Here is a 26,916-nt window from a genome sequence, read left to right on the forward strand (position 1 = left end):
GCGCGGGGACCTTCGCCCCTTGGTCATCGGCACCTGGTGCGTTGTCCTATGTGTCCGGCTCCGGGGCCGTGCGCAGCGTGACGCGAGCCTGTTCGGGTGCGCCCGGCGGGTGGCGGCCGCCGTTGCCGGGCTGCGGCGGAAGGTGCACGGACGGTCACCCTCGGCCCGTGCTCGCGGACGTGATCGGAGGAGATGATCCGGATGGCTCAGGCCCGGCACGGAGGTGCGCACGCCGTGCGCCGGGAGGACGGGCTCGCGCTGTTCGCCGGGATCATGTTGGTGATCATCGGCGTGTTCCACCTGGCGGTGGCGGTGGCGACGCTGTTCCAGGAGTCGTTCGCGGTGGTGCTCAACAGCTACGTGTTCAGCTACGACGTGACCGTGTGGGGCTGGGTGCACCTGGCGCTGGGCGCGGTGGCGGCGGTGGCCGGTGCGGCGCTGCTGACCGGCCTGCCCGGCATCCCCGTCCCCGCCGTGATCGTCGTGGGGCTCAGCGCGCTCGCCGCGTTCCTGTTCATCCCGTACCAGCCACTGTGGTCACTGCTGATCATCGCCGTGGATGTGACGGTGGTCTGGGCGCTCGCCGTGCACAACCGCCCGGGGGAGGCTGACGACTCCCCGGAGCGCGCACGACGTGAATCCGATCGGCGCGAGAACGGCCGAGCGTGCAGCGGTCATTCGGCGAGCGTCTCCGCCATCGACTCGGCCGAGCGAGCGGTGCTCTCGCCGAAGCGGCGGGGCGGATCTCGTGGTTCCGGCCGGGATGGTCGACGAGCGCCTTCGGCTCGGGGACGCGCTCGAACATCTCCCCCCGATCCCGCCCGCACCCCTGGCTCCACCGCACGGCCTCGCGCGCGAGCCGCGTCGTTCGAGCAGTCCTGAGGAGACGCCGGCCCCGGCGGCGGGGCCGGCGTTCGGCATCAGAGCGGGTGGGGCAGGCGGTCGTGCACCGGGAGCAGGCCGAAGGGTTTCGACGGGAGGGTCTGGTACCAGTAGGCGACCGAGGAGATGTCGTCGCTGCGCTTGTTCGCGTGACCGTGCTCGATGCTGACCCGGATCGAGGAGTCGAAGGTGATCGGGTCCTCCACGTGGAACCGGTAGTAGGACACCTGCCCGCTCCAGTTCCGCCCGCCCGGCAACGTGAGCCCGTGGTACGGCGCGTGGTACGGCTGGCTGGGACACCAGGCGGTGTTGAAGTAGTCCTCCGTCCCGGTGCCGTGCAGCCGCGGCGGCCACGGCTCGCCGTCGATGAAGATCATGTCGTCGCCCTCGCCGTACCAGTTCCAGTCGGTCGTGGAGCGCAGGTTGTGCACGTTGAGCACCGAGCCGACGTAGTGCCCGCGCCCCTCGGCCTCCAGGATCGTGTAGTTGCCGGTCCCGTCGAGGTTGATGCCGCCGAACAGGAACTCGTCGTTGGTCTGATCGCCCTGTTCCACGCCGTCGGTCGGGTCTTCGCGACGCCACTGGGCGTGGAAGTAGCCGAGTTCCGGGTCGGCCTGCTGATACTGCTCGTAGTCGATGTAGTAGTAGAAGATCACCGGTTTGAGGCTCATCTCGCTGATCAACTCGAATCGGGCGCCTTCGGCGAACGGCATCGCGAACCAGCAGTTGAACCCCTTGCCGTCCTGCGGGCTCATCTGCAGCGGCGCGGACGTGAAGTTCTCGGTGAGCCCGTGGCCGATGCCGAAGAAATCCCCCAGCGGCACCAGCACGCTCGGATGCGCCGCGTCGTCCCAGGTCACCTTGAGAACGAGTCTGCGCAGGTAGTCGCCCTCCACCTCGGGCCGGTGCGGCCCGTCCTCCACGGCGACGGTGCACCAGATGTGGGTCACCGCCCCCGGCCCGGTGAGGCGCGCGAGTTCGCGGCTCTCCCCCGGCTGCAGCCGGATGTTGTCGGTGTTCCCGCCGGTCTGGTCCCAGCTCGACACCCGTCCCCGCCTGGACTGCCGGAGCCTCGGCAGATCCCGCAGGCTGCTCCCGAACGTCCCGTACCCGGACATGCGCCCCTCCCCGATCATCGCGCTGTTGACGCCGCTGACTTCAGTCAGTGAGATCCCGTCTCGGAGAGTCAACGATCTACGACCCGTTCGTGTCGAGATCATTCATCCGATCGGCATTTCCCAAGATCACCGTTTTCGGCCGGTTCAGAGCTGCCCGTGGTGCTCGACCACCCCCGCACCGGCGACGTCGTCCCCGGCGGTGTTGATGCGCTGCGGCACGATCAGCTTCCCCGGCGGGTCGGCCCCGCCACCGGCGCCGGGGCGAGTCGCCCGCCGACCACGTCGGTCATCGGCTCCACCCGCCGAGCCGACGCGTCCCGGACCTGGCCTGCGGCGCTGCGCGGACGTCGCGAGGTCGAGCGGTCCTCCGGGCGCCGCGTCGGCTTCGTCCTCGGCGGCCGGGCCGTGCTCCGGATGCCGCTGCGTGGCGTGGATCGCGCGGGTGTGTTCGTAGCGCGGCGGCACCAGCCCGCCGAACTCCCGGTGCGATTCGGCGCCGATCCTGCGGTGCACGGCTTCGAGCACGTCCCGGGTGCTCTTGGAACGGGGTTCGTCGAAGTCGACGCGCGCCGTCGGCACGGCCTCGTCGTAGCGCCGCTCCACGCGCTCGATGACGGTGGTCTCGCCGACTCCGCCCCCGTCGTGCCGGACCACGATCGGCATCGGCCGGTCGCGCATCGAGTGGTCGATCAGTTCAGCGGTGGTCTCGCGGCCGACGAGACCCGCGTTGTCGCCCAGAACCACCATCCGCCACCTCCGCGATCCGACGTCGAATCACGGACGGTAGCGGCACCACCGTCCCGCCAGCCCCCGAAATCGGGGACACGCCATCCGATCAGCCGTTCGGCGGGCGGTAGTGCTCGATGCGGCGCAGGACGCCCCGGATGCGGGCGGCGTGCACCGGGGAGAGCGCGTAGCCGGGGTAGCTGGCGAACCAGCTGGCGCTGCCCATGCTCACCGCGTCGGCGCCGGCCCAGAAGTACTCGCGGCAGTCGTCGAAGCTGCGGATGCCGCCGGTGGCGATGATCGGCAGCTTCGAACCGGAGTCGCGCAGTTCCTTCACCACGCGCAGCCCGATCGGCTTGATCGCGCGGCCGGAGAGCCCGCCGAAACCGTTCTTCAGCAGCGGCTGCCCGGTGTTCGGGTCCAGCCGCAGGCCCTTCACGGTGTTGATCGCGGTCAGCGCGGAGACGCCGTGCTTGGCGGCGAGCTTGGCGTGGCCGATGTAGTCGTAGTCCGAGGAGAGCTTCAGGATCACCGGGTGGTTGCTGCGCGGCACCGCCTGCGCCAGCACCTGCTCGATGATGGCGTTGAAGTCGAAGTTCACGTTGTGGCAGGACACGTTGAACTCGACGGCGGCGATGTCCCCGGCGGGCACCGCCTTGTTGACCTTGTCGACTAGCGTGACGAACTCCTCGGGGGAGAACCCGCCCACCGAGATGATCGTGTTCTGGCCACGGGTGCGCGGGTAGTAGTCCCGCAGGTAGGCGTCGATGCCGACGTTGCACCAGCCGAACGCGTTCAACCAGCCGCCGTCGACCTGCCGCAACGCCTGGCCGTAGCGCTTGAGCAGCGCGGGGACCTCGTGCAGCGGCCACACGTCCTGCGTGGTGAAGTGCCCCTCGCGCGGCTCGACGGTGACGGTGCGGGTGGTGATCGCGCCGAAGCGGTCCAGCGGCACGAACTTCGAAATGGGGCTCATGCCGTAGGGCACCAGGCTCGAGTTCGCGACGCCGTAGCCCAGCAGGCTGGACGAGGTGACCAGCCGGTTGCGCAGGTGGATGTCACCGAGCCGGACGGCGGGCGCACGGGGTTCGTCCCGCACCAGCCGAAGGTTTCGCTCCTGGGCCACGCTCACGGTCTCCTCCTCCATCGCCACCCGGCCGCACCGCCTCGTCCCGACCGGCGATCCCGGCGGGCCGAGATTCCCGGGCGGCCGGTCTCGGCGCGCGTGCCGGGATCTCCGGCGCTCGGTGCCGTCGCCATTGTCCCTCACCCGTTCGTCCCCTTCACAGGCACGGTGCCGTGGTGATCAATTGAACTCGAACAGACGGGCGACTCGGTCCGGCCGCGCGAGCACCCCGTGTTCCCGGCTCGGTCGTGGCTCCGTGTGGGATGTGCGGTGCGGCGGGAATTTCCGTCCCAACGGCAAACGAACGCCACCAGGCGGACACGGGAGGACAACGGGTGCCCGAGACGACGACACCGGTCGAGCCGGACGCGGCCGCGCGGCGCGCGCGGTGGGCGGTGACCGCGTACTTCGTGGTGAGCGGCTTCGCGCTGGCGTCCTGGACGGCGCGGATCCCCACCATCAAGCGGGACTTGGGCCTCGACGACTCCGGGGTGACGCTGGCGCTGTTCGCGGTCGCCCTCGGATCGGTGCTGGCCATGCAGGTCTGCGGGCACCTCACCGACCGGTTCGGCAGTGCCCGCGTGATGCCGCCCGCCGGAGTGCTGGTCGCCCTGTCCGGAGTGACGCCGGGTCTCGCGGGCGGGATCGTGACGCTGGTCGCGGGCCTGCTGGTGTTCGGCGCCGCGCACGGCACGATCGATGTGGCGATGAACTCGCACGCGGTGCGCGTCGAGCAGCGCTACCGGCGTCCGATCATGAGCACCTTCCACGCGACGTTCAGCCTCGGCGGGCTGCTCGGCGCCGGCTCCGGCGCGCTGGCCGCGCAGCTCGGCCTCAGCCCGGCCGTGCACTTCTTGTTGACCGGGGCGGCCATGGTGGCGTTGTCGCTGGTGGCGCGGCCTGCGCTGCTGCCGCCGGAGCCCGCGCCACCGGCCGAGGCGGGAGCACGCGTCCGCGGGATTCCGGCGGCGATCGTGTTCCTCGGGGTGCTCGGATTCTTCTGCTCTGTCGGTGAGGGATCGATGGCCGACTGGTCCTCGGTGTACCTGCACGACGAACTGGGATCCGGTCCCGCGTTCGCGGCGTTGGGCTATGCCGTGTTCTCCGCCACGATGGGGCTGTTCCGGTTCCTCGGCGACGGGCTGGTGCGGCGGTTCGGCCCGGTGCCGCTGGTCCGGGTGTGCGGGCTGATCGCGGGCACCGGGCTCGGCGTGGCGCTGCTGCTGCACCATCCGGTGGCGGCGCTGGCGGGTTTCGCGCTGTTCGGCGTGGGGCTCTCGTGCATCGTGCCGCAGATCTTCAGCGCCGCCGGGCACCGCGACCCCGCTCGCAGCGGCCGGGACTTGGCGCAGGTCAGCACGTTGTCCTACGGCGGGCTGCTCGCCGGCCCGGTGTTCATCGGCCTGCTCGCGCAGGGGTTCGGCCTGTCGGTCGGGCTCGCGGTTCCGGCGGTGCTGGCGCTGCTGGTGGCGGTCGCGGCGAACGCGGTGCGGCCGCGAACGTCCACGTCCGGACGGGCGTGATCACGCACTCGGGGTAACGGCGTAGCCTCCGGGACGCTTGATCGGATGACCGCGACCGACGGGATCACGATTGATCGACCCTGCCGCGGGTAATCCGATGGGCGGGCGTAGTGCTGAGCACGCTGGAATTCGGCGCGCTAATCGGAAGGAGACGCTGTGGGCATCCTCAGCTGGATCATTTTCGGCCTGATCGCGGGCGCGATCGCGAAGTTCGTCCTGCCCGGCAGGGACCCGGGCGGGATCATCGTGACGATCCTCATCGGCATCGTCGGCGGCCTGCTCGGCGGCTGGCTGAGCAGCCAGTTCGGCGGCCAGGGCGTCACCGGGTTCAGCGTGATGAGCTTCGTGTGGGCAGTGATCGGTTCCCTCATTCTGCTGATCGCCTACCGCCTGGTCTTCAACAAGTCACGGTCCTGATCAGGACCTGACACGACGGTGCCCGGAAGCTCTCGGCTTCCGGGCACCGCTCGTTATCAGGCTTGGAGGGTCACTCCGCGGCGGAACCGTCCTCGTCGCGCTTGGCGTCGACCGCACGCCGCAGGTCCCGCAGGTCGCGCATGGCCTGCACGGCGTGCGCACCGTCGGTGGACTGGACGGCCATGACCGAGGCGTACTCGTCGTGGGCCAGCTCCAGCCGCGCCCACGCCGCGCCGTCGGGGAAGCTGATCGCGTACACCTCGTCCCACGAGTAGTGGTGGGTGTTGATGATGTTGCGCACTTCGATCCCGTCCAGGTCGGCGTGCAGCCGCGGCCGGGCCAGCAGCAGGGCGCCGCAAGCCAGCAGCACGCCGAGACCCGCCATCGCGACCTGATCGGAGATCCGGAAGTACACGCCCGTCGGGGTGTTGCGCAGCAGCACCGCGACCACGGTGAACACCACCACCAGCACGATCGCCACCGGGATCACCACCCGGCGAATCTTCACCGGCCGCACCGTCACGGTCCGGGCCGCGTCCTCGGGCCGTTGATCCACCGTCGCCACGCTTCCTGCCGATGTGTCCGTCTCGTCCGCCGGTTCCGCACCGGCCGCTTCGCTGCGCGCCTCACCTGACTGCATGTGTCCAGTTTGCCCGCCCCCGTCGACGAGCCCACGACAGCCCTCGAAACTCAGCGGGCCTGCGCCGAATCGGGACGACCTTCTGCCCCACAGCTCGGGCCGCGGCCGGAAGTCAGCGGGAGCGCAGGTCGCGGAGCACCAGGGCGGTCTCCAGGGCCGCCGCGGTCGCCTCGAAGCCCTTGTCCTCCACCGACTCGGGGAATCCGGCTCGGTCCCTGGCCTGCTGATCGGTGTCGCAGGTGAGCAGGCCGTTGCCGACGGCCGTCGCCTCGTCCAGCGCCACCCTGGTCAGGCCGCTGGTGACCGAGTCGCAGACGTACTCGAAGTGCGGGGTCCCGCCGCGGATCACCACGCCCAGCGCCACCACGGCGTCGTGCCCCCGGGCCAACTCCTGGCACACCACGGGAAGTTCGATCGATCCCGGTACCCGCACCACCGTCGGCTCGCTGATCCCGGCCGCCTCTGCGGCGGCCAGCGCGCGTTCGAGCATCCGGTCGGTGAGGTTCTCGTGCCAGCGGATGCCCGCGATGGCCAGCTTCAGCCCTTCCGCACGCGGCACCTCGACGCGCGGCCTGCCCTCGCCGCTCATGCCGTGACCCCGGCGTTGCCGAAGCCCGACTCGTCGCCGTCGCCGGTGATGGACGAATCCTCGCCGTCGTCGAGGTGGTTCAACTCGTGCCCCATCCGATCCCGCTTGGTGCGCAGGTAGCGCAGGTTCTCCGGGTTCGGGCGGATCGGCAGCGACTCCCGGCCCACGACCTTGAGCCCGTAGCCTTCCAGCCCGATCCGCTTCTCCGGGTTGTTCGTCAGCAGCCGCATCGACTTCACGCCCAGGTCGCACAGGATCTGCGCGCCCTGGCCGTAGTCGCGGCTGTCGACCGGCATGCCCAGCGCGACGTTGGCGTCCACGGTGTCGGCGCCGTCGTCCTGCAGCTGGTAGGCCTGCAGCTTGTGGATCAGGCCGATGCCGCGCCCCTCGTGCCCGCGCATGTAGAGCACGATGCCGCGGCCCTCTTCGGCGACCTTCTCCATCGCGGCCGACAGCTGCGGCCCGCAGTCGCAGCGCAGCGAGCCGAGCACGTCACCGGTGAGGCACTCCGAGTGCACTCGCACCAGCACGTCCTCGCCGTCGCCGATCTCGCCGTAGACCAGCGCCAGGTGCTCTATGCCGTCGAGCGTGCTGTCGTAGCCGAAGGTGCGGAAAGTGCCGTGCGCGGTGGGGATGCGGGCCTCGGCGACGCGCTCCACCTGCTTCTCGAACCGCCTGCGGTAGGCGATGAGGTCGGCGATCGTGATCAGCCGCAGGTCGTGCTCGTCGGCGAAGACCTCCAGCTCGTCGCGCCGCGCCATGTCGCCCTCGGACTTCTGGCTGACGATCTCGCACAGCGCGCCCACCGGCCGCAACCCGGCCAGCCGGGACAGGTCCACGCTGGCCTCGGTGTGGCCGGGCCTGCGCAGCACGCCGCCGTCGCGGGCGCGCAGCGGCACCACGTGGCCCGGCCGGTGCAGGTCGCGGGACTGCGACTCGGTGGCGGCCAGCACCTGCAGGGTGCGCGCGCGATCACTGGCGGAGATCCCGGTGCTGACGCCTTCGGCGGCGTCCACCGCGACGGTGTAGGCGGTGCCTTTGCGGTCCTGGTTGGAGTGGTACATCGGCGGTAGGTCCAGCCGGTCGCAGTCCTCGCCGGTCATGCCGACGCACAGGTAACCGGAGGTGTAGCGCACCATGAACGCCACGAGTTCCGGCGTCGCCTTCTCGGCGGCGAAGATCAGATCGCCTTCGTTCTCGCGATCCTCGTCATCGACCACGATCACCGGGCGGCCCGCCGCTATGTCGGCCAGGGCACGCTCGATGTCGTCGAACCTGTTGCTCACCGTGTCCGTGCTCTCTCACTCTGGGGCTGCGGCGTCGCTCGCAACGCCCGCCCTCGGTTCGGCCTGCCGGGGCGATTCCGCGCCCGGCACCGTCATTGTCCTCTCGCGTCCCCGATCCTGGTGCTCCGCTCGGAGGAGATCGTCGTGGGTCACGCCCCGGATCGCCCGACGCGGAACTGATCCAGCTGCGCGGCGGCGAGTCGTTCCAGGTGCTTGGCCAGCACGTCCACCTCGATGTTGACCTCTTCACCCGGTTGGCGCACCCCCAAAGTGGTGAGTTCCCGAGTGGTGGGAATCAGCGCGACGCTGAACTCGGTGGATCCCGCGTCCACCACGGTCAGCGAGATTCCGTCGACCGTGATCGAGCCCTTCTCCACCAGGTAGTGCGACAGCTCCGCTGGCAGCTCGAAGCGGGTGAGGTCGTCGCCGGAGTCGCGCAGCACCGCGGTGCCGTCCACGTGCCCCTGCACGATGTGCCCGCCGAGCCGGTCACCGAGCGCCATCGCGCGCTCCAGGTTCACCCGATCTCCGGCGCCGATGTTCTTGATCGCGGAGCGGCGCACCGTCTCCTGCACGACGTCCACGGTGAACCGGCCGCCGCCGGACTCCACCACGGTGAGGCACACGCCGTTGACCGAGATCGAGTCGCCGTGCTTCGCATCGGAGGTCACCAGCGGACCGTCCACGGTCAGCCGTACCCCGTCGCCGGTGTCCTCGACGGACACGACCGTGCCGAGTTCCTCGACGATCCCGGTGAACATGGGGCTTTCCTCCTCAGCGGCGTGCCGGTACGGCGCTGACGCGCACGTCCGGTCCGCTCATCGTCGTCTCTTCGATGTCCCACCACCATGCCTGCGAGACACTCGCCACCCCGGCGTCGCCGAGCGCGGCCGGTCCCGCTCCCAGCAGTGCGGGCGCGAGGAACGCGAGGACCCGGTCGACGCGTTCGGCGGCGACGAACGCGCCCGCCAACGTCGGCCCGCCCTCCAGCAGCACGTCCACCACTCCTCGCCGCGCCAGCTCGTCGAGCACCGCCACCGGGTCGCCGCCGGGCAGCGTGATCGTGGCCGCCGAGTCGTCGAGCACCCGCGCCCCGGCCGGGACGGGACGGTCGCCGACGACGACGCGCAGCGGCTGCCGCGGGTGCGGGCCGCCGTCGGGTTCGCGTGCGGTGAGCCGCGGATCGTCGGCGAGCACGGTGCCGGTCCCGGCGAGGATCGCGTCCACCCGGCCGCGCAGCTCGTGCACCTCGGCGCGCGAGGTGGCGGAGCTGATCCACTTGCTGCTGCCGTCGGCGGCGGCGGAGCGGCCGTCGAGGCTGGCGGCGTACTTCCAGGTCACGTGCGGACGCCCGGTCCGTGCGAAGTGCAGCCAGGCCCGAAGCGGGCCGCGCTCGACCTGCGCGCCGAGCAGCCCCGACTCGACCTGGATTCCGGCCGCGCGCAGCACTTCGGCGCCGCCCGCGGCCTTCGGGTTCGGATCGGACACCGCGTGCACCACGCGGGCCACTCCGGCGGCCAGCAGGGCCGAGGTGCACGGCGCGGTGCGGCCGGTGTGCGTGCAGGGTTCGAGGGTCACCACGGCGGTGCCGCCGCGCGCCCGCTCCCCCGCTGCTCGCAACGCCATCACCTCGGCGTGCGGGCCACCGGGCGGCTGGGTCGCGCCCGTTCCGGCGACGTCGCCAGCGGCGTCGAGCACCACGCAGCCCACCGGCGGGTTCGGGCTCGTCGTGCCCCGCACCCGCTCGCTCGCGGAGAGCGCGGCGAGCATCGCGGTGCGCACCGGGTCCGGCACGCCGCTCGGCCCGGTCACTGCCGGGCGTGCGCGAAGTTCGGGGCGGCCTGGGCGCGCAGCGCCTCGATGGCGCGCGCCGGGTCCTCGGCGCCGTAGACCGCGGAGCCCGCCACGAAGCAGTCGACGCCGGCTTCGGCGGCCTGCTCGATGGTGGCGGCGTTGATGCCGCCGTCGATCTCCACGATCAGGTTCAGGTGCCCGGTGTCCACCAGGTTCCGCGCGGCGCGGGCCTTCTCCAGCACCTCGGTGATGAACTTCTGGCCGCCGAAACCGGGTTCCACCGACATCACCAGCAGCGTGTCGTAGTGCTTGAGCACCTCGACGTACTGGTCGAACGGCGTGCCCGGCTTGATCGACAAGCCCGCCTTGGCGCCTGCGGCGCGCAGATCCTTGGCCACCTTGATCGGGTCGTGCGCCGCCTCGGCGTGCACGGTGACGTTGTGCGCGCCGGCCTCCGCGTAGCCGATCGCCCAGCGGTCCGGGTCCTCGATCATGAGGTGGCAGTCCAGCGGGATGTCCGTGGCCTTGAGCAGCGACTCCACCACCGGGAGACCCAAGGTCAGGTTCGGCACGAAGTGCGCGTCCATCACATCGACGTGCACCCAGTCGGCGCCTTTGACGGCGTCGAGCTCGGTGGCGAGGCGGGCGAAGTCCGCGGACAGGATGGACGGCGCGATCATCGGCTGGTTCGACACATGCGGGAGTGTAAATCTCACACCGCCGCCGCGGTCCACCACCCACGACCGCGGCGGCGCCGGTTCCTCAGCCGGCGCGGGCGGCTCGGCGGCGCAGCAGGTAGTAGGCGAGGCACAACAGCAGCAGGAACGGCACTCCGGCCTTCCACGCGGTGTTGAACTGCTCGGTGAACGGGGTGGTCAGCAGCACGGCCGCGATGAACAGCATCGCCAGCAGCGTCGTCACCGGTGCGCCGCGCAGCCGCACCGGCGAAGCGGGCAGCCCCTGCTCGGCCCGATGGCGCCGGAACGCCAGGTGGCTCGCGAAGATGATCAGCCAGGTGATCAGCGCGCCGAACAGCGCCAGTCCGAGCAGCAGCGGGAACGCCGTGGACTCCGCGAACACCGAGATGCCCGCCGCCAGCACCAGCCCACCGGCGGAGAGCACCAGCGCCCGCTGCGGCGCTCCGTGCTTGCTCAGGCCCGCGAACCACTTCGGCGCGTAGCCGTCGACGGCCAGCGAGTACGTCATCCGCGCGGTCACGTAGAGGTTCGTGTTCATCGCCGACAGCGCCGCCGTGAGCACCACGAAGTTCATGATCCCCGCGGCTGCCGGGATTCCGGCGGTGGCGAACAGGGCGACGAACGGGCTCTGCGTCACGTCCTCTTCGGTGGAGACCTGGTTCCACGGCAGGATCGAGACGACCACCAGCATGCCCAGCACGTAGAACAATCCGAGCCGCAGCACCATGTTCCGCGCGGCGCGCGGCACGTCGCGGCGCGGGTCGCGGGATTCGGAGGCGGTGACCGCGATGGCCTCGGTGCCGAGGTAGGAGAAGGTCACGACGGTCAACGCCAGCCACACCGCGCCGATGCCGTTGGGCAGGAACCCGTCGTGCGCGGTGAGCGCGTCCACACCGGTGGCGGGACGGCCGGGCAGGCCGAACACGATGTAGGTGATGCCCAGCAGCACGAACACCACGATCGTGACGACCTTGATCAGCGCGAACCAGTATTCGAACTCGCCGAAGAACTTCACCGCCGAGGCGTTGATCGCCAGCATCACCACGGAGAACACCACGACGGGCAGCCACAGCGGCAGCTGCGGATACCAGAACTGCACGTAGAGCCCGGCGGCGACGACCTCGCTGCCGATGTTGACGACCTGCGCGGCCCAGTAGATCCAGCGCTGCACGAACCCGGCGAGGCCGCCGAGGTAGCGCTGCGCGATGGGGCCGAAGCCGCCCGCCTCCGGATGCACCACGATCATCTCGGCGAGCGCGTAGGCCAGCGCGAGCGCGGCGAACGCGGCCACCGCGTAGGCGATGATCACGGCCGGTCCGGCGATGTTGATGGCGAGCCCGGAGCCGAGGAACAGCCCGGTGCCGATCGCCCCGCCGATCGCGATCATGCCGACTTGGCGGCCGCTGAGGTCGCGGCGCAGCCCGCCGCTCGTCGAACCGTCCGGCCCGGTTCCGTCCGCCTGATCCACTCGCCGCCTCCTCGCCGTGCACGCGTTCGCGCGCACAGCACGATACGGCGCCGGAATCAGGTACTTGCGACAGTCTCCCGATGCGACGCCGCTAGACGGAGTTTTTGATCGGTGTCCTGTCAGCGGCGAAGCCGGAGTGACCACCCGAGCGAAAGGACCACCGGCGGGTTCTCAGTGGCTTCCTCGCGAGGACGGCTCTTTCCCTCGTGGCGGAGCCACTCGGGAAAAAGATCCCCGCAGCGAGTAAGCCACTGAGGTTCCGCCACCCGGACACCAAAGCAGGCCACCTAGCGAGGAAGTTCCAAAGCGATAGGGGTGCCTTCCTCCACGGAGCGGCTCACCGTGCAGTAGCGCTCGATGGCACGTTCCACGGCGTCGAGCAGCTTCGCCCGCTCCGCGCCCTCGACGGCGCTGAGGTCCACGTCGAACCGCACCTGCACCGCGGAGAACTTGTTCGGGTCCTCCGCCGTCTTGTCCCGGTCGGCGTGCACGGCGATGTCGGCGTCCTGACCGGCCCGGCGCACCAGCAGGTTCTCGCTGGTGACGGCGGAGCATCCGGCGATCGCCGCGAGCAGCAGCTCGCCCGGCGTGAACGCGCCGGGGGCGCCGTCGCGACCGATGGTCACCTCGGCGCCGCGCCCGTTGCTCGCCGTGAAGGTGTGCTCGCCGGTGCGGTGCACTTCAACCGGAGTGCCAGCCATGTCGTTCCCCGTTTCCGTGTGATCCGATGCCGCCCCGGACAACCGCGCACCCCGGCGCGATGTTCCCCGGCGCGATGTCCCCCGCCGCGGAGCGCCCCGCTGAGAAGTCCTTGCAGATCGGTCTTTAAGCCGTGTCATGTCGGCGGCGGAGCTGCTGGGCAGTGACCGGCTGGAGCAAGTCGGCCACCGGCGGGTTCGCAGCGGCTTCCTCGCGAGGACGGCGATTTCGCCGTGTGGCTAGATGAGAAATCGATCCCGCAGCGAGCAAGCCGCTGAGGTACCCACCGCGCAGCCCATTCTGCAAGGACTCCTGAACAGGCCACCCGTTTCGAGAACGGTCGTCAGCCGGTGCCGCTGTCCTGGCCGCGGCTGCGGGACAGGAGTTCTTCTCGTGCTCGCGCGACCCGCGAGCGCACGGTGCCCAGTTCGCAGCCGCTCACTTCGGCGGCCTCCTGGTAGGACAGCCCGAGCACCTGGGTGAGCACGATCGCTTCCCGCCGGTCCGGGTCGAGCGCGTCGAGCAGCACGTTCACCTCGACGAGCTCTTCGAAGCCGCGACCGGTGCGGCCACCGCTGTCCGCGGCCCGCACCCAGTCCGCGGCGACGGTGCGCGGCCGAGCCCGTTCGGAGCGGATCTGGTCGACGACGACGCGGCGCGCGATGGACAGCAGCCAGGTCCGCGCGGTGGCGGTGCCGCGGAAGGTGCGCACGGCCCGCATCGCGCGCAGGTACGTCTCCTGCGTCAGGTCGTCGGCCGCCGGCACTCCGGCGAGGTGGGCGAGGAACCGCCACACGTCGCGCTGGGTGGCCCGGACGAACTCCTCCAGGGCGCGGCGATCACCTTGTCCGGCGGCCAGCGCGAGCCCGGTCACACGAGTGTCTTCGGCCTCCGAGTGCTGCGTCACGGGGCACGAGACTAGTCGAAACCCCGCCGGGAACTACTCCCCCGCCTGGTCCGACAATCTGGGTGTGAACTGTGAAAGTTGCCGGAACTCGGTGTCGGCCGTGCTGGACGGGGAGCCGCCCGAGTTCCCCGAAGCCGAGGTCGACGCCCACCTGGAGACGTGCGCGGCGTGCCGGGCCTTCCAGGCCGAGGCGGGCGAGATGACTCGTTACCTGCGGGTCCGGCTGGTCACGCCGACTCCGGATCTCACGGCCGCCGTGCTGGCGCGCGTGCCGCGGCGCGACCGGGTTCGCGGTGCGCTGCGCGGCGCACTGGCGGTGACCGCCGTCATCCAGATCCTGCTCGCACTGGCCCAAATGCTGGGATTCGTCGGAGTGCACGGGCACGGGTCCCACAGCGGGATGACCGCGCACCTGTTCAACGAGAGCACCGCGTGGAACCTCGCGCTGGGCGTCGGGATGCTGTGGGCGTCCTGGCGGGACCGCACCGCGGGCGGCGTGCTGCCGATGCTGAGCGCCTTCGTGGCCGCGCTCGCGGGTTTCTCGGTGCACGACCTGATCGTCGGCGCGGCGACCGTGGAACGCGTCGCCTCGCACGCGCTGCTGCTGGTGGGCCTGGGCCTGCTGTTCGCGGTGCACCGGCGCGGAGGCGGCGGCCCGGCCCCGGCCGACGCGGGCCACGACGGCGGCTCCGGCACGACCGGCGACGGCTCGGCATCGGAACCCGCCCCCGACCAGTCACCACCCCACCTGCGCCCAACGGCCCACCACCGGGCGGCGTGAGGCCTAGAAGTCTTCTGCTCCGTCTCCTGTCAGCGGCGAAGCCGATGAGCAGCGACCATCCCGGCGACCGGCATCGCAGCGGGTTCTCAGCTGCTTCCTCGCGAGGACGGCTTTTTCCCTCGTGGCGGAGCCACTCGGGAAAAGGAGTCCGCAGCGAGGAAGCAGCTGAGGTTCCGCCACCCGCTCCCTACTCGGATCAGGGAACGCGAAGCAGAGCACAGAACATCGCGTCCGTGCCGTGTAGGTGGGGCCAGAGTTGGACGGTCGGGCCGTCGCCGAGGTCGGGGACACCGGGGAACGCCTCGCGCGCGTCGAGCAGTTCCGCGCCGCTGCGGCGCACCACGTCCGAGATGACGCCGTCGGTCTCCGACAGGTGCGGCGAGCAGACGACGTAGGCCACGACACCACCGGAGCGGGTGAGCCCGACCGCGGACAGCAGCAGGGACCGCTGCAGCTTCGCCAGTTCCGCCACGTCCGAGGGCTGCCGCCGCCAGCGGGCCTCCGGGCGTCGCCGCAGCGCCCCGAGGCCGGTGCACGGCGCGTCGACGAGCACCCGGTCGTAGCCGGGTTCCAGACCGGACTCCCGGCCGTCGGCGACGTGCACGGTGACCGCGAGGTCACGGGTGACCTTGCGGATGAGTTCCGCGCGGTGTTCGGAATGCTCGACGGCGTCGAGGGTGCCGCCGTCGAGGGTGATCAGCGCGCCGAGCAGCCCGGCCTTGCCGCCGGGACCCGCGCACAGGTCGAGCCAGCGGGTGTCGGAGCCGGTCACGTCGGGCTTGGTGAGGGCCAGCGCGGCGAGCTGGCTGCCTTCGTCCTGCACTGCGGCGAAGCCTTCGCGCACCGGTTCCAGGTCGCCGGGATCGCCGGCGCCCGCCTCCAGGTGCACGCCGTAGGGCGAGTACGGCGCCTCGTCGCCGCCGGTGATGGCGGCGAGCTCCTCGTTGCTGATCTCTCCGGGCCGCGCGGCGAGGTGCACCGCGGGCCGGGCGTCGTCCGCGGCGAGCGCCGCCGCGAGCGCGTCCCCGGTGTCGCCGAGCGCGTCGGCGAACGCCTGCGCCACCCAGCGCGGGTGCGCGTGGCGCATCGCGAGGTGCCCGACGGGGTCGGTGTCGCGGGAGGGCGCGAGCCGCTCGACCCACTCCTGCTCGTCGCGTTCGCTGGCGCGGCGCATGACGGCGTTGGCGAACCCGGCGAGCTTCGAGCCCGCCTCCTCGCGCACGATGTCCACAGTGGACGCTACGGCCGCGTGGTCCGGAATCCTGGTGCGCAGCAACTGGTACACGCCCATGCGCAGCACGTCCAGCGTGACCGGGTCCACTTCGGACGCATCCCGGCCGCTGCAATCCGCGATCACCGCGTCGAGCAGACCGGTGGCGCGGCAGGTGCCGTAGGCGAGCTCAGTGGCCAGCCCCGCGTCCCTGCCGTCGAGCTTGCGCTTGCGCAGCAGGCCGGGCAGCGTCAGGTTCGCGTAGGCGTCGCGTTCGCGCACGGCGCGCAGCGTTTCCAGCGCGGCCATCCGCGCCGGATCCTGCTCGGGCGGCCGGGCGGGCGTCTTGCGGCGCTGCGGCGGGCGGCTGCCACGCGGCCGGGACGGGCGGCGGGGACGGTGGTCGTTCACTGCAGACGTTCTCCTTGCTCGATGCGAGTTCCGCGCGCCCAATCCGTGGCCGCCATGCGTTTCTTGCCCTGCGCCTGCACTTCGCCCAGCGCGACCGCCTCGGTGGCGGTGCCGATCAGCACCCGGCGGCGCTGCACGCTGATCTCCCCGGGAGCGAGGCCGGTCTCCTCGGTGCGGGTCACCGGCCCCAGCTTGAACCGCTCGTCCCGGAACCACGCCCAGGCGCCGGGATCCGGTGTCACCGAGCGGATCAGCCGGTCCACTGCGAGCGCGGGCGCGGCGAAGTCCGCCTTGGCGTCCTCCGGCGTGACCTTCGGGGCGTAGCTGACGCCTTCGGCGGGCTGCGGCTGCGGCTGCAGCGTGCCGTCCTCGATGCCGTCGAGCGTGGCGACCATCAGCTTCGCCCCGGAGATCGCCAGCCGGTCCAGCAGCTCGCCCGAGGTGTCGGTGTCGCGCACGTCCTCGGTGACCACGCCGTAGACCGGTCCGGCGTCGAGCTCCGGCACCAGGCGGAACGTGGACGCGCCGGTGATCTCGTCGCCGTGCCGGACCGCGGACTGCACCGGCGCCGCGCCGCGCCACGCGGGCAGCAGCGAGAAGTGCAGGTTGACCCAGCCGTGCCGGGGGACGTCGAGCGCCCGCTGCCGCAGCAACGCGCCGTAGGCCACCACCGGGCAGCAGTCCGGGGCGAGTTCGTCCAGCCGCGCCAGGAAGTCCGGGTCGGTGGCGCGCGGCGGCGTGAGGACTTCGATCCCGTGCTCGTCGGCGAGCTCGCCGACGGGTGAGCGCAGCACCTTGCGGCCACGTCCGGCACGAGCATCGGGCCGGGTGATCACGGCCGCGACCTCGTGCCGCCCGGAGTCGATGAGCGCCTGCAGCGAGGGCACGGCGGGGGCCGGGGTTCCGGCGAAGACGAGCCGCATGATCAGCGCTTCCCGAACAGCGGGTGCGGGCTTTCCTTCACCACGGGCACCTGGCCGTCGAACCAGTCGGCCTGGCGGATCTCGCGCAACGCGCTCTTGCGCGTCTCGGCGTCGAGCCGGTCCACGAACAGCACGCCGTCCAGGTGATCGGTCTCGTGCTGGATGCACCGGGCCAGCAGGTCGGTGCCCTCGACCTCGACCGGGTCGCCGTGCATGTTCCAGCCGCGCGCGACGACGTGGCGGTGGCGCAGGCAGTCCCAGGTCATGCCGGGGATGGACAGGCAGCCTTCGGGGCCGTCCTGCATCTCGTCGCCGACGATCTCCCAGCCCGGGTTGATCAGGTGGCCTTCGAACCCGTCGCAGCGGTAGGTGAACACGCGCAGCCCCACGCCGAGCTGCGGAGCGGCGAGTCCGGCACCCCCCTGCTCGTACATCGTGTCCCAGAGGTCGCGGACCAGGGTGTGCAGTTCCTTGTCGAAGTCCACGACCTCGTCGGCGCGCGTCCGCAGGACGGGATCGCCGAAGAGTCGGACGGGCTGGACGGTCACGCGGGCTCCCGGTTCGGGCTCAACAGGTGGCGGGGGGCTGACCTGAAGAGTCTAGTCGCCGCCTGAAGGAGCTCGGACCGGGCGCAAGGAGACCTTCAGAGTGATCCGCGAAAGTGTCCGGCCGGCGGAACCTCAGTGGCCATTTCGCGGCCGTGCACCATGGGATTGATCTTCGTTCCGTGTCTTGTCAGCGGCGAAGCCGATGAGCAGCGACCACCAGAGCAACCGGCACCGCGGCGGGTTCTCAGTGGCTTCCTCGCGGGGACCGCATTTTCCCTCGTGGCGGAGCCACTCGGGAAAATGATCCCGCGGCGAGGAAGCCACTGAGGTTCCGCTGCCCGACCCACTACGCAGGCCATTCCGGAAAGCCCCAGTTCAGAAGGCCGGGTCGACGACCGCTGCCGAGCCTCCGCCGCGGCGCTGCTTTTCGGCGGCGGCGATCCAGCGTCCGTCGGGGAGGCGTTCCACGCCGGTGGCGGCGCCGATCTCCTCGGCCGGGGCGAACTCGTGGCCGATGCCGCGGAGCTTGTCGGCCTCGGGTTGCGCGAGGAAGCCCGGTTCTGCCTCGGTGGCCGTCGAGTTCCTTTGCGAGGCGCGTGGTTCCGCGATGGCGTCCACAAGGGACAGTTCGCGGTCCAGCCTGCCGGTGAGCACCTGGAGCACGGTGGTGATGATCGTGGACCCGCCGGGGCTGCCCGCCGCGAGCAGCGGCTCCCCGTCCTGGAGCACGATCGTGGGGCTGATCGAGCTGCGCGGCCGCTTGCCGGGACCGGGCAGGTTCGGATCGGGCTCACCGGGCGTGGTCGGTGCGAACGAGAAGTCGGTGAGCTCGTTGTTGAGCAGGAACCCGCGGCCGGGCACGGTGATGCCGCTGCCGCCGGTCTGCTCGATGGTCAGCGTGTAGGACACCACGTCACCGTGCGCGTCGGCGACGGTGAGGTGCGTGGTGTTCGGTCCTTCGTAGGGCGCCCCGCCGCGTGCCGGCCCCTGCGGCTCGCACGGCCGAGGATCGCGCGGGTCGGCCGCCGCGACCGGGGCGGGCTGCACGGCGTCCGGCGTGATCAGGCAGGCACGGGAGTCCGCGAACTCCTGGCCGGTGAGCTCCTCGGTGGGCACGTCCTCGAACGCGGGGTCGCCGACCCAGCGGTCGCGGTCCGCGAAGCCGATCTTGCTCGACTCCAGGAACCGGTGCAGGTACTGGGTTTTGTCCTGTTCGGTGAGGTCGGTGCTCTCCAGGATGTTGAGCGCCTCGCCGACGGTGGTGCCGCCGGAGGCCGACGGCGACATGCCGTACACGTCGAGCCCCCGATACTCGACGTGCGTGGGTTCGCGTTCAACGGTGCGGTAGTCGCGCAGGTCGGCCTCGGTCATGCCGCCGGGACGCACGGTGCGGTCGGCGGCGGGATCCACCGGCGGGTTCCGCACGGTGTCGACGACGTCCGCGCCGATCTCGCCCCGGTACAGCGGATCGAGGCCCTCGTCGGCGAGCGTGCGGTAGGTCTCGGCGAGGCCGGGGTTCCGGAACACGCTGCCGGTGGCCGGGGGTCGCCCGCCTGGCAGGAACAGGTCTCGGGTGGCGGGGAACGCGCTGAAGCGCTCCTGGTTGTCGGCGGTCTGGTCGCGGAAGGTGTCGTCGACGACGAACCCGTCGCGGGCCAGCCGTTCCGCCGGGCGCAGCACTTCGCCGAGGTCCTCGCTGCCCCACTTCTGCAGCGCCTCCTGCCAGGTCGCGGGGGTGCCGGGGACACCGACGCCGAGACCGCTGGTGATGGCTTCGGCGGTGGGGATCGGTTCGCCGTCGTCCAGGAACATCTCGGGGTGCGCGGCGGCGGGCGCGGTCTCGCGACCGTCGATGGTGGAGACCTCGCCGGTGTCCGCGTCGTAGTGCACGAAGTAGCCGCCGCCCCCGATGCCCGCCGAGTAAGGCTCGGTGACGCCGAGCGCGGCCGCCACGGCGACGGCGGCGTCGGCGGCGGTTCCGCCGCGGCGCAGCACTTCGATGCCCGCACTGGTGGCGTCGGGGTCGACGCTGGAGACGGCGCCGCCGTAGCCGACGGCCTCGGCGCTCTTCGGCGGCGGTTGTGGTGCCGCCTGCGCCACCGGGGCGATCAGCGCACAAGAGGTCACCGCCGCGAGGGTGATCCGAACCGGCCTTGCTCTCACCATCGTGCGCCTCCGATCTGAACGTGCCCGTCACTGTGCCGAGCGACTGCCACCCGGACAACACGATCGGGGCATCGTTGACGGACCGAGATCATCACCGGATTCGGGTGACTGCCTCTTTCGCCCGGTCAGACGGGTCGGCTGGACCATTCGCTCGACACCTCAGGTGGGGGCAACGGCCCCTTTGACCAAGGGGATCGGTCGAATGAGGCGTTCACCTCGGCGGGCTCCCGGGTCAGGTGAGGTCGGCGAAGCGTTCCACGTCTCGGGAGCGGCCGGAGACGATGAGGATGTCGCCCTCGTAGAGCCGCGTGTCCTGGGTGGCGTAGGTGAAGTCCTCGCCGGGGCGTTTGATGCCGACGACGGTGACCCGGTACTTGCTGCGGATCTTGCTCTCGCCCAGCGCGTGCCCCGCCGCAATAGCCGGAGCCCGCGTCTTGACCATCGCGTAGTCGTCCTCGAACTCGATGTAGTCCAGCATCCGGCCGGTCACCAGGTGCGCGACCCGCTCCCCCATGTCGTGCTCGGGCAGCACCACGTGGTGGGCGCCGACCCGTTCGAGGATGCGCCCGTGCTGGCGGCTGACGGCCTTCGCCCAGATGTGGCCGACTTCGAACTCCGCGAGCAGCGAGGTCGTCAGGATGCTGGCCTCCAGGTCGTCCCCGATGGCCACGACGACGCGGTCGAAGTCGGGCACGTCGAGCTGCCGCAGCACTTCCGGGTCGGTGCTGTCGGCGACGGCGGCGTGCGTCACCGAATCCGAGTACCGCTGCACGACTTCCGGGCGGTTGTCCAGCGCGAGCACGTCGGTGCCCCGTTCGATGAGTTCGAGGGCCATCGAGCCGCCGAACCGGCCGAGCCCGATGATGACCACGCGCGAGGCGTTGACACGGGGTTTCCTAGCCGACAATGGGTCGTTCCTCCGGAAGGTCGTAGCGACGAAGGCGTTCGCGCAGCGCGAGCGCGGAAGCCAGGGTGACCGGTCCGACGCGGCCGGTGAACATCAGCACGACCAGGATGAGCTGTCCGGTGACCGGCAGCTCACCGGTGATGCCGGTCGACAACCCGGTGCCGAACGCGGAAACCGACTCGAACAGGACCGCGTCGAGGGAGAACGGGGTGAGCACCAGCAGTGCGAGGGTGGCGGTGAAGATCAGGCCGACACCGCCGAGCACCACCGTCAGCGCCTGCCGGTACACCTCGCGCGGGAGTTTGCGGTCGGCGATGTGCACGTTCGGTTCGCCTCTGATCTCGGCGAGCATCACGAACGCCAGCAGCGCGAAGGTGGTCACCTTGATGCCGCCCGCGGTGCCCGCGCTGCCGCCGCCGATGAACATCAGCACGTTGGTGATCAGCAGCGTGGCTCCGTGCAGTTCGCCGGTGTCGACGCTGTTGAATCCGGCGGTGCGCGGGGACATGCCTTGGAAGAAGCCGGTCAGCAGCTTGCCGCTCCAGTCGAACCGGCCGAGCGTGCCCGCGTTGTCCCATTCGAGGGCGGTGACCGCGATCGTGCCGAGCACGGCGAGGGCGGTGTAGGTGCTCAACGTGATGCGGGTGTGCAGCGTCCAGCGGTGCGTGCAGCCGCGCGCGTGGCGGAGGATCTCGAACAGCACCGGGAAACCCAGGCCGCCGAGCACGAACGCCGCCACGATCGGCAGGCAGACCCACGCGTCCGTCGCGTACCGCATCAGGCTGTCCGAGAACAGCGCGAACCCGGCGTTGTTGAACGCCGATACGGCGTGGAACACGCCCAGGTAGATCGCGCGTCCGAGCGGTTCGCCGTAGTGCGCGGCGAACCTGGCGGTCAGCACGAGTGCGGTGAGCACTTCGACGACGAGGCTCAGCACGACGACGCCGGCGACGACGCTGCGCACCTCACCGAGGCCGAAGCTCTTGGTCTCGGCTTGGGCGCTGCGCTGCATGCGCAGGCCGAGCTTGCGGGTGACCAGCATGCCGAGCAGCGAGGCGAGGGTCATGATGCCGAAGCCGCCGACCTGGATCAGGCCGAGCAGGACGCCTTCGCCGAACGCCGACCAGTGCGCGTGCGTGTCGACGACGACCAGTCCGGTCACGCACACCGCGGAGGTCGCGGTGAACAGCGCCGTGTTCCACGACGTGGCCTCGCCGGATTCGCTGGCGACCGGCAGCATCAGCAGCACCGTGCCGATCAGCAGCACCGCACCGAAACCGGCCACGACGAGCCGCGCGGGATGCCGGGTGCGCGCCGGCGAACGGTTCGGGCGGCGCAGCGTCCGCCGCGCGGTCCGCACCGGGGCCGCCGCATCTATTCGCACCACGCCCCCTGGACACCGCGCGCCCACATCTCCCTGGTCACAAGCGCGTGAACCTACCTGGCACGGGCGCCGACCCCAACTCCGAGGGACGCGATCGGTGGTGCCGGACACGCATGGGCGCCGCGAGCGATGAGCCCGCGGCGCCCGTGCACCGGTGGTCGCGAAACCCTCGTGCCACGCAGGCCCTGGTCACCCGGCGCGTGCGCGGAACGAGTTCCGCGACCGTTCTACGGCTTGTGCGGGACCAGCGCCTCGCCGTGGTAGCGGCAGTTCGGTGCCCACAGCAGGTACGACGGCATGCCGCCGTCGCGGGCCGCGTCAACCTGCGCGGCGACCTCCGCCGGCCCGTACTCGGCGCCGAGGCTGAAGTCCTGCAGCCACGGGATGATCTGCACATCGGTTCCGGCGACGGCCTGGGAGAACTTGTCCAGGGAGCGCCGCACGATGTCGTAGGGCGCGGTGTTCGGATCGGCCACGCCGAACTCGCCCGGCCCCCAGTGCGAGGGGTAGACCATCGGCGCGATGTAGTCCACGTACTTCGCCATCTGCGGGATGTCCTGGGCGATCTGGGTGGGCCGGTCCACGGCGATGCCGAACACCGAAGCACCCAGCAGCGCGCCTTGGGAGCGCACCGCGGTCTGCGTTTCGCGCAGGAAGTCCGCGATGCCCGTCTCCGGAGTGGTGGTGAGCCCGGCGAAGCGCATCTTCTCGATGCCGCCGTCGGGCCTGCGCACGTAGTCGTAGAGGATGTCGTCGAAGCCGAGCGAGGCGGCTTCGGAGGCGATGTCGATGTTGTACCGCTGCACCGCCGGATCGGCGAAGTTGGTGAACGCGAAGTCGCCGTATCCGCTGCTCCACGGCTGCCCGTCGGCGGTCTGCACGACGCGCTCCGGGTTCCCTTCGCGCCAGGACGCCTCGCCCAGCACCGGGTCCTTGAACGCGACGAGACGGCCGACCACTCGCACGCCCATGCCGTGCAGCTGGTCGATGGCTTCGCGGGCGCTGTAGTAGTTCTTCACCGCCCCGATCCGGTTCGCCTCGGGAACCGCCGAGTCGTAGGGGATTTCGCCGCTCTCGTCCTTGATGTCGAGTTCGACGGCGTCGATCCGGCCTTGCCTGGCGAGTTCGAGCACCGGTTCGCGCAGCGTGTCGCTGGTCCAGGCCAGCCCGGTCATGTGCACGGCGCGCATTCCGGGATGTTTGACGTGCACGGTCATGGTGCGTTCCGCGCGGTTGCCCGCGCGGTCGGTGGCCACCACCTGGACTTCGCGTTCCGGTTCGTCGACGACGGCGGAGAACGCGCCGTCCGGGCCGGGCTTGACCGGTTTACCCGCCACGGTGACCTGGTCGGCCCCGATCGCCTTGCCGGTCACGGTCACCGGCTCGCCGAGCTCCTCGGGCCGCAGCGAGTCCTCGACCTGGAGCTCCGGCGCCGCACTGTCCACTGTAAACTCTTGAGTGGTGCTGGAGGTGCCGAGCCAGGACACCGCCCGCGGAGTGACGACCTCCAGCACGTGCGCACCGTCGGATGCCGACGGAGCGTGCACGGCGAGCGCGCCGCCTTGCTCCGATGCGGGAACCGGGCGTCCGTCGAGCAGAATCTGTGTCGATGCAGTGGTTTCGGAGCGGATCTGAATGGATCCATCCGAGATCGATTCGGAACGCACCGGATGCGACGGCAGACCGTCGACGCGCACGTCCTCTGTGGACAACAAGCGGAGCACCAGATACCCCGCGATCAGCAGCACGATGGTGGCCACCGCCACGACGGCCCACTGCGGGACACCGCCGAATCCGTTGCCACGGCTGGTTTTTGTGGTTCCTGAAGGCCCTTCGGGCGCAGGATCGGTCACAGCTTTCGCCTCCCCGACGTCGGCGAATCCGGACAACCAAACACGTTACGTTGCCGGTTGAATGTGCGCGTCAGCCTTCCAGGTAATAACGCACAGATCAACAAGTCACTTGGAGTATCCACATCGGGCAGTGACTCCACTAACGTGCGAACCGATGTTGAGCGTGATCGAGCGCACCTGCGCCGTGACGGCGGTGGCGCTGCTCGCCCTGTCCGGCGCCGCATGCAGCGCACCCACCCCTGCCCCTGAAGCCCCCCACGCCGCCGCGGCACCACCCCAGCCACCACCGCCGCCGCCCCCACCCGCCCCGGAATCGGTTCATGCCAACGAACTCGGCAAAGTTCCAGTGCTCATGTACCACCGGATCACCACCGACCCGAGCAGCGTCTACGACCGCACCCCGCAAGACTTCCGCGCCGAACTGGAACGGCTCAACGCCGAGGGATACACGCCGATCACGGCGAGCGAGTTCGCCGACGGCCGCATCAACATCCCGGCGGGCAGGCATCCGGTGGTGCTCACCTTCGACGACGGCTCCACCGGACAGTTCACTGTGGACGGAAACGGAGCGCCCGCACCGGACACCGCGGTGCGCATCCTGCTCGACACCGCCGCCGCACACCCCGAGTTCCGCGCCACCGCGACCTTCTTCGTGTTCGACCCGCCGTTCGAAGACCCCGGCGGGCGCGTCACGCTGCCCTGGCTGCACGAGCACGGTTTCGAAGTCGGCAACCACACGCTCGACCACCCGAACCTCGGCCAGGTCGACTCCGCCGAGGCGCAGCACGAGATCGCCTCGATGCAGCGGATCATCAACGCGGCGCTGCCGGACGTACCGGTGCGCTCCCTCGCATTGCCACTGGGCATGCACCCCGACGACGAGGCGCTCGCCGCCGACGGCAGCGCCGACGGCGTGACCTACCACCACGACAGCGTGTTCCTCGTAGGCTCCAACCCGGCCCCGTCCCCGTTCGACGCGGACTTCGACCGCCAGAACATCCCGCGCATCCGCTCGCAGGCCGCCACCGGCGAGGAAGCCGAGTACGGCTCAACCCAGTGGCTCGACGAACTCGCCGGGGACCCGGGATCCCGCTACACGTCCGACGGTGACCCGAACCGCGTCTCCGCCCCGAACTCCGCCGCCGACCCTGCCCCCGGAGTTCCTGGGGTTTATCGGTACTGAGTTTCCACGGCTCGTTTTGCTTTGGTGGTCGGGTGGCGGAACCTCAGTTGGTCTCTCGCTGCGGGATCTTTTTCCCAAGTGGCTCCGCCACGAGGGAAAAAGCTGTCCTCGCGAGAGACCAACTGAGAACCCGCCGGTGGTCACCTTCTTGACGTGGGCTATGCGCTGACGCGCATACAAGCACGGCTTCGCCGCAAAGCACGGCCTTCGGCCGCAAAACAAGCGGGGCTTCGCCCGCCAACTACACGGCTTCGCCGCAAAGCACGGCCTTCGGCCGCAAGGCAAGCGGGGCTTCGCCCGCCAACTACACGGCTACGCCGCAAAGCACGGCCATCGGCCGCAAAACAAGCGGAGCTTCGCCCGCCAACTACACGGCTACGATGAGCTTCCCCCGTTTGTCCGGAGGCTTCCGAGTTTGGTCTGCTGGTGCAGACCGAGGAAGGAAGTCGTTGTGGCAGCACCGAAGAAGTACCCGGATGAGCTGCGGGAACGCGCGGTTCGGTTGTATCGGGAGTCGGACCCGAAGCCGGTGATCCGGCGGTTGGCCGAGCAGCTGAACGTGCATCCGGAGGCGTTGCGGAACTGGATCCGCCAGGACGAGGCCGACGCCGGCGAGCGGCGGGACCGGCCGTCGACGGACATGGCCGAGGAGAACCGCCGTCTGCGGCGGGAGAACGCCGAGCTCCAGCGGGTCAACGACGTGTTGCGGGCGGCGAGTGCTTATTTTGCCGGCGAGATCGACCCGACCCGGAGGCGGTCATGAGCTTCATCGATGACCATGATTTCTCGGTCGGTCTCGTACTACGGGTCCTGGGCATCCCGGCCTCGACCTACTACGACTGGCGCGCCCGCGCCGCAGCGCCCTCGCGGCGCAGGCGCGACGACGCGGAATTGCTGGAACGGATCACACAGATCCGGTCAGCACACGAGTTCGCCGACACCTACGGGTCTCCACGGGTATGGCTTCAGCTGCGCAGGCACGGGGTGCGGTGTTCCCGCAAACGCGTGGAACGCCTCATGCGGGACAACGGGCTCGTTGGCGCGCACCTGCGCAAGGGCTGGAAAACCGGCTCCACACGGCAGAACCCCGCCCACACTGCCGCACCCGACCTGGTCGAGCGTGACTTCGCGGCCACTGCGCCGAACCGCCTGTGGGTCGCCGACCTGACCCGCCTGGTCACGGGCGAGGGCGTGTTGTGGCTGGCCTCGGTACGTGATGCGTTCTCCAACCGCATCGTCGGCTGGAAAACCGCCATCCGAGCCGACACCGACCTCGTACTGGCCGCACTGGACTACGGACTGTGGTCCCGCGACGTCCACGACGGACAGCTGATCCATCACAGCGACAAAGGATGCCAATACACCGCGATCCGGTTCACCCAACGGCTCGCCGACGCCGGCATCGCACCCTCCACCGGTTCCGTCGGCGATTCCTACGACAACGCCCTCGCGGAAAACCTGTGGTCGACCATCAAGATCGAACTCGTGTACTGGCCAGGCACCACCTTCGCCACCCGAACCGAGGCCGACACAGCACTGTTCCGCTACATCGACGGCTGGTACAACCCCCACCGCATCCAACACGGCCTCGGCGGCCTGTCACCCGACGAATACGAACAAGCCCAACACACCCACGACTCCCAGACCAACGAACCAGCCCAAGCCATCACCAGATAA

26 protein-coding genes are annotated in these 26,916 nt (G+C 70.4%); 7 read left to right on the top strand and 19 right to left on the bottom strand.

Annotation, left to right across the window (positions count from 1 at the left end):
- Window positions 1-201: 201 nt before the first annotated feature.
- Complete coding sequence (locus H2Q94_RS20810; protein WP_243788879.1) at window positions 202-882, top strand: DUF7144 family membrane protein; 681 nt, start codon at window positions 202-204, stop codon at window positions 880-882.
- A gap of 38 nt (window positions 883-920) precedes the next feature.
- Here H2Q94_RS20810 and H2Q94_RS20815 read toward each other — a convergent pair whose 3' ends face one another.
- From H2Q94_RS20815 to H2Q94_RS20825, 3 genes are all read right to left on the bottom strand, one after another.
- Complete coding sequence (locus H2Q94_RS20815; RefSeq protein ID WP_243788880.1) at window positions 921-2,000, bottom strand: glycoside hydrolase family 172 protein; 1,080 nt, start codon at window positions 1,998-2,000, stop codon at window positions 921-923.
- 144 nt (window positions 2,001-2,144) lie between these two features.
- A complete protein-coding gene (locus H2Q94_RS20820; protein ID WP_243788881.1) occupies window positions 2,145-2,747 on the bottom strand; it encodes a hypothetical protein in 603 nt (200 codons plus the stop codon).
- An 88-nt stretch (window positions 2,748-2,835) separates the two neighbouring features.
- Window positions 2,836-3,858, bottom strand: a complete 1,023-nt coding sequence (locus H2Q94_RS20825; RefSeq protein ID WP_243788882.1) for a beta/alpha barrel domain-containing protein — start codon at window positions 3,856-3,858, stop codon at window positions 2,836-2,838.
- Window positions 3,859-4,187: 329 nt separating this feature from the next.
- On the opposite strand from H2Q94_RS20825, the gene H2Q94_RS20830 reads away from it, so the two are divergent.
- Together H2Q94_RS20830 and H2Q94_RS20835 are read left to right on the top strand one after the other, a co-directional pair.
- The gene (locus H2Q94_RS20830) at window positions 4,188-5,375 is read left to right on the top strand and encodes an MFS transporter (RefSeq protein WP_243788883.1); all 1,188 of its coding nucleotides are present in this window, start codon (window positions 4,188-4,190) and stop codon (window positions 5,373-5,375) included.
- Window positions 5,376-5,531: 156 nt separating this feature from the next.
- Window positions 5,532-5,792 (top strand): GlsB/YeaQ/YmgE family stress response membrane protein, encoded by a 261-nt coding sequence (locus tag H2Q94_RS20835; RefSeq protein ID WP_243788884.1) that lies wholly within the window; start codon window positions 5,532-5,534, stop codon window positions 5,790-5,792.
- Window positions 5,793-5,862: 70 nt separating this feature from the next.
- Here H2Q94_RS20835 and H2Q94_RS20840 read toward each other — a convergent pair whose 3' ends face one another.
- From H2Q94_RS20840 to H2Q94_RS20880, 9 genes are all read right to left on the bottom strand, one after another.
- The gene (locus H2Q94_RS20840; RefSeq protein ID WP_309501050.1) at window positions 5,863-6,432 is read right to left on the bottom strand and encodes a PH domain-containing protein; all 570 of its coding nucleotides are present in this window, start codon (window positions 6,430-6,432) and stop codon (window positions 5,863-5,865) included.
- Window positions 6,433-6,544: 112 nt separating this feature from the next.
- On the bottom strand, window positions 6,545-7,021 hold the full coding sequence (gene ribH, locus H2Q94_RS20845; protein WP_243788885.1) for a 6,7-dimethyl-8-ribityllumazine synthase: 477 nt from the start codon (window positions 7,019-7,021) through the stop codon (window positions 6,545-6,547).
- Window positions 7,018-8,307, bottom strand: coding sequence for a bifunctional 3,4-dihydroxy-2-butanone-4-phosphate synthase/GTP cyclohydrolase II (locus H2Q94_RS20850; protein ID WP_243788886.1), 1,290 nt, complete (start codon window positions 8,305-8,307; stop codon window positions 7,018-7,020). The genes ribH and H2Q94_RS20850 overlap by 4 nt, the downstream gene beginning before the upstream one ends.
- A gap of 149 nt (window positions 8,308-8,456) precedes the next feature.
- Window positions 8,457-9,068 (bottom strand): riboflavin synthase, encoded by a 612-nt coding sequence (locus tag H2Q94_RS20855; protein WP_243788887.1) that lies wholly within the window; start codon window positions 9,066-9,068, stop codon window positions 8,457-8,459.
- A gap of 13 nt (window positions 9,069-9,081) precedes the next feature.
- Window positions 9,082-10,077: a bifunctional diaminohydroxyphosphoribosylaminopyrimidine deaminase/5-amino-6-(5-phosphoribosylamino)uracil reductase RibD gene (gene ribD / locus H2Q94_RS20860; protein WP_243795820.1), complete on the bottom strand. Its 996-nt coding sequence runs from the start codon at window positions 10,075-10,077 to the stop codon at window positions 9,082-9,084.
- Between the two features lie 38 nt (window positions 10,078-10,115).
- On the bottom strand, window positions 10,116-10,781 hold the full coding sequence (gene rpe / locus H2Q94_RS20865; protein ID WP_243795821.1) for a ribulose-phosphate 3-epimerase: 666 nt from the start codon (window positions 10,779-10,781) through the stop codon (window positions 10,116-10,118).
- A gap of 82 nt (window positions 10,782-10,863) precedes the next feature.
- Complete coding sequence (locus H2Q94_RS20870) at window positions 10,864-12,186, bottom strand: amino acid permease (RefSeq protein WP_243795822.1); 1,323 nt, start codon at window positions 12,184-12,186, stop codon at window positions 10,864-10,866.
- Window positions 12,187-12,554: 368 nt separating this feature from the next.
- Window positions 12,555-12,968, bottom strand: coding sequence for an OsmC family protein (locus tag H2Q94_RS20875; RefSeq protein ID WP_243788888.1), 414 nt, complete (start codon window positions 12,966-12,968; stop codon window positions 12,555-12,557).
- 341 nt (window positions 12,969-13,309) lie between these two features.
- Complete coding sequence (locus tag H2Q94_RS20880; protein WP_243788889.1) at window positions 13,310-13,873, bottom strand: sigma-70 family RNA polymerase sigma factor; 564 nt, start codon at window positions 13,871-13,873, stop codon at window positions 13,310-13,312.
- 64 nt (window positions 13,874-13,937) lie between these two features.
- Between H2Q94_RS20880 and H2Q94_RS20885 the strand changes: the two genes are divergently transcribed.
- Window positions 13,938-14,654, top strand: a complete 717-nt coding sequence (locus H2Q94_RS20885; RefSeq protein WP_243788890.1) for a zf-HC2 domain-containing protein — start codon at window positions 13,938-13,940, stop codon at window positions 14,652-14,654.
- A gap of 196 nt (window positions 14,655-14,850) precedes the next feature.
- Here the strand turns inward: H2Q94_RS20885 and H2Q94_RS20890 are convergent, their stop codons facing one another.
- From H2Q94_RS20890 to H2Q94_RS20920, 7 genes are all read right to left on the bottom strand, one after another.
- Entirely contained in the window at window positions 14,851-16,275 is a 1,425-nt protein-coding gene (locus H2Q94_RS20890; RefSeq protein ID WP_243788891.1) for an RsmB/NOP family class I SAM-dependent RNA methyltransferase, read from the bottom strand.
- Window positions 16,272-17,198: a methionyl-tRNA formyltransferase gene (gene fmt, locus H2Q94_RS20895; protein WP_243788892.1), complete on the bottom strand. Its 927-nt coding sequence runs from the start codon at window positions 17,196-17,198 to the stop codon at window positions 16,272-16,274. Before fmt ends, H2Q94_RS20890 begins: the two co-directional genes overlap by 4 nt.
- Before the next feature lie 2 nt (window positions 17,199-17,200).
- A complete protein-coding gene (def, locus tag H2Q94_RS20900) occupies window positions 17,201-17,746 on the bottom strand; it encodes a peptide deformylase (protein ID WP_243788893.1) in 546 nt (181 codons plus the stop codon).
- A gap of 375 nt (window positions 17,747-18,121) precedes the next feature.
- A complete protein-coding gene (gene ggt / locus H2Q94_RS20905) occupies window positions 18,122-19,912 on the bottom strand; it encodes a gamma-glutamyltransferase (protein WP_243788894.1) in 1,791 nt (596 codons plus the stop codon).
- A 232-nt stretch (window positions 19,913-20,144) separates the two neighbouring features.
- Complete coding sequence (locus H2Q94_RS20910; protein WP_258718618.1) at window positions 20,145-20,783, bottom strand: potassium channel family protein; 639 nt, start codon at window positions 20,781-20,783, stop codon at window positions 20,145-20,147.
- Between the two features lie 25 nt (window positions 20,784-20,808).
- The gene (locus H2Q94_RS20915; RefSeq protein ID WP_475273791.1) at window positions 20,809-22,206 is read right to left on the bottom strand and encodes a TrkH family potassium uptake protein; all 1,398 of its coding nucleotides are present in this window, start codon (window positions 22,204-22,206) and stop codon (window positions 20,809-20,811) included.
- A 224-nt stretch (window positions 22,207-22,430) separates the two neighbouring features.
- The gene (locus H2Q94_RS20920; RefSeq protein ID WP_243788895.1) at window positions 22,431-24,092 is read right to left on the bottom strand and encodes a putative glycoside hydrolase; all 1,662 of its coding nucleotides are present in this window, start codon (window positions 24,090-24,092) and stop codon (window positions 22,431-22,433) included.
- Window positions 24,093-24,210: 118 nt separating this feature from the next.
- Between H2Q94_RS20920 and H2Q94_RS20925 the strand changes: the two genes are divergently transcribed.
- The 3 genes from H2Q94_RS20925 (at window position 24,211) to H2Q94_RS20935 (ending at window position 26,916) form a co-directional block, all read left to right on the top strand.
- Complete coding sequence (locus tag H2Q94_RS20925; RefSeq protein ID WP_243788896.1) at window positions 24,211-25,239, top strand: polysaccharide deacetylase family protein; 1,029 nt, start codon at window positions 24,211-24,213, stop codon at window positions 25,237-25,239.
- Window positions 25,240-25,690: 451 nt separating this feature from the next.
- Complete coding sequence (locus H2Q94_RS20930) at window positions 25,691-26,002, top strand: transposase (protein ID WP_243788897.1); 312 nt, start codon at window positions 25,691-25,693, stop codon at window positions 26,000-26,002.
- Complete coding sequence (locus tag H2Q94_RS20935) at window positions 25,999-26,916, top strand: IS3 family transposase (RefSeq protein ID WP_243788898.1); 918 nt, start codon at window positions 25,999-26,001, stop codon at window positions 26,914-26,916. The genes H2Q94_RS20930 and H2Q94_RS20935 overlap by 4 nt, the downstream gene beginning before the upstream one ends.

The sequence above is a fragment of the Saccharopolyspora gloriosae genome, assembly GCF_022828475.1.
GTDB lineage: Bacteria > Actinomycetota > Actinomycetes > Mycobacteriales > Pseudonocardiaceae > Saccharopolyspora_C > Saccharopolyspora_C gloriosae_A.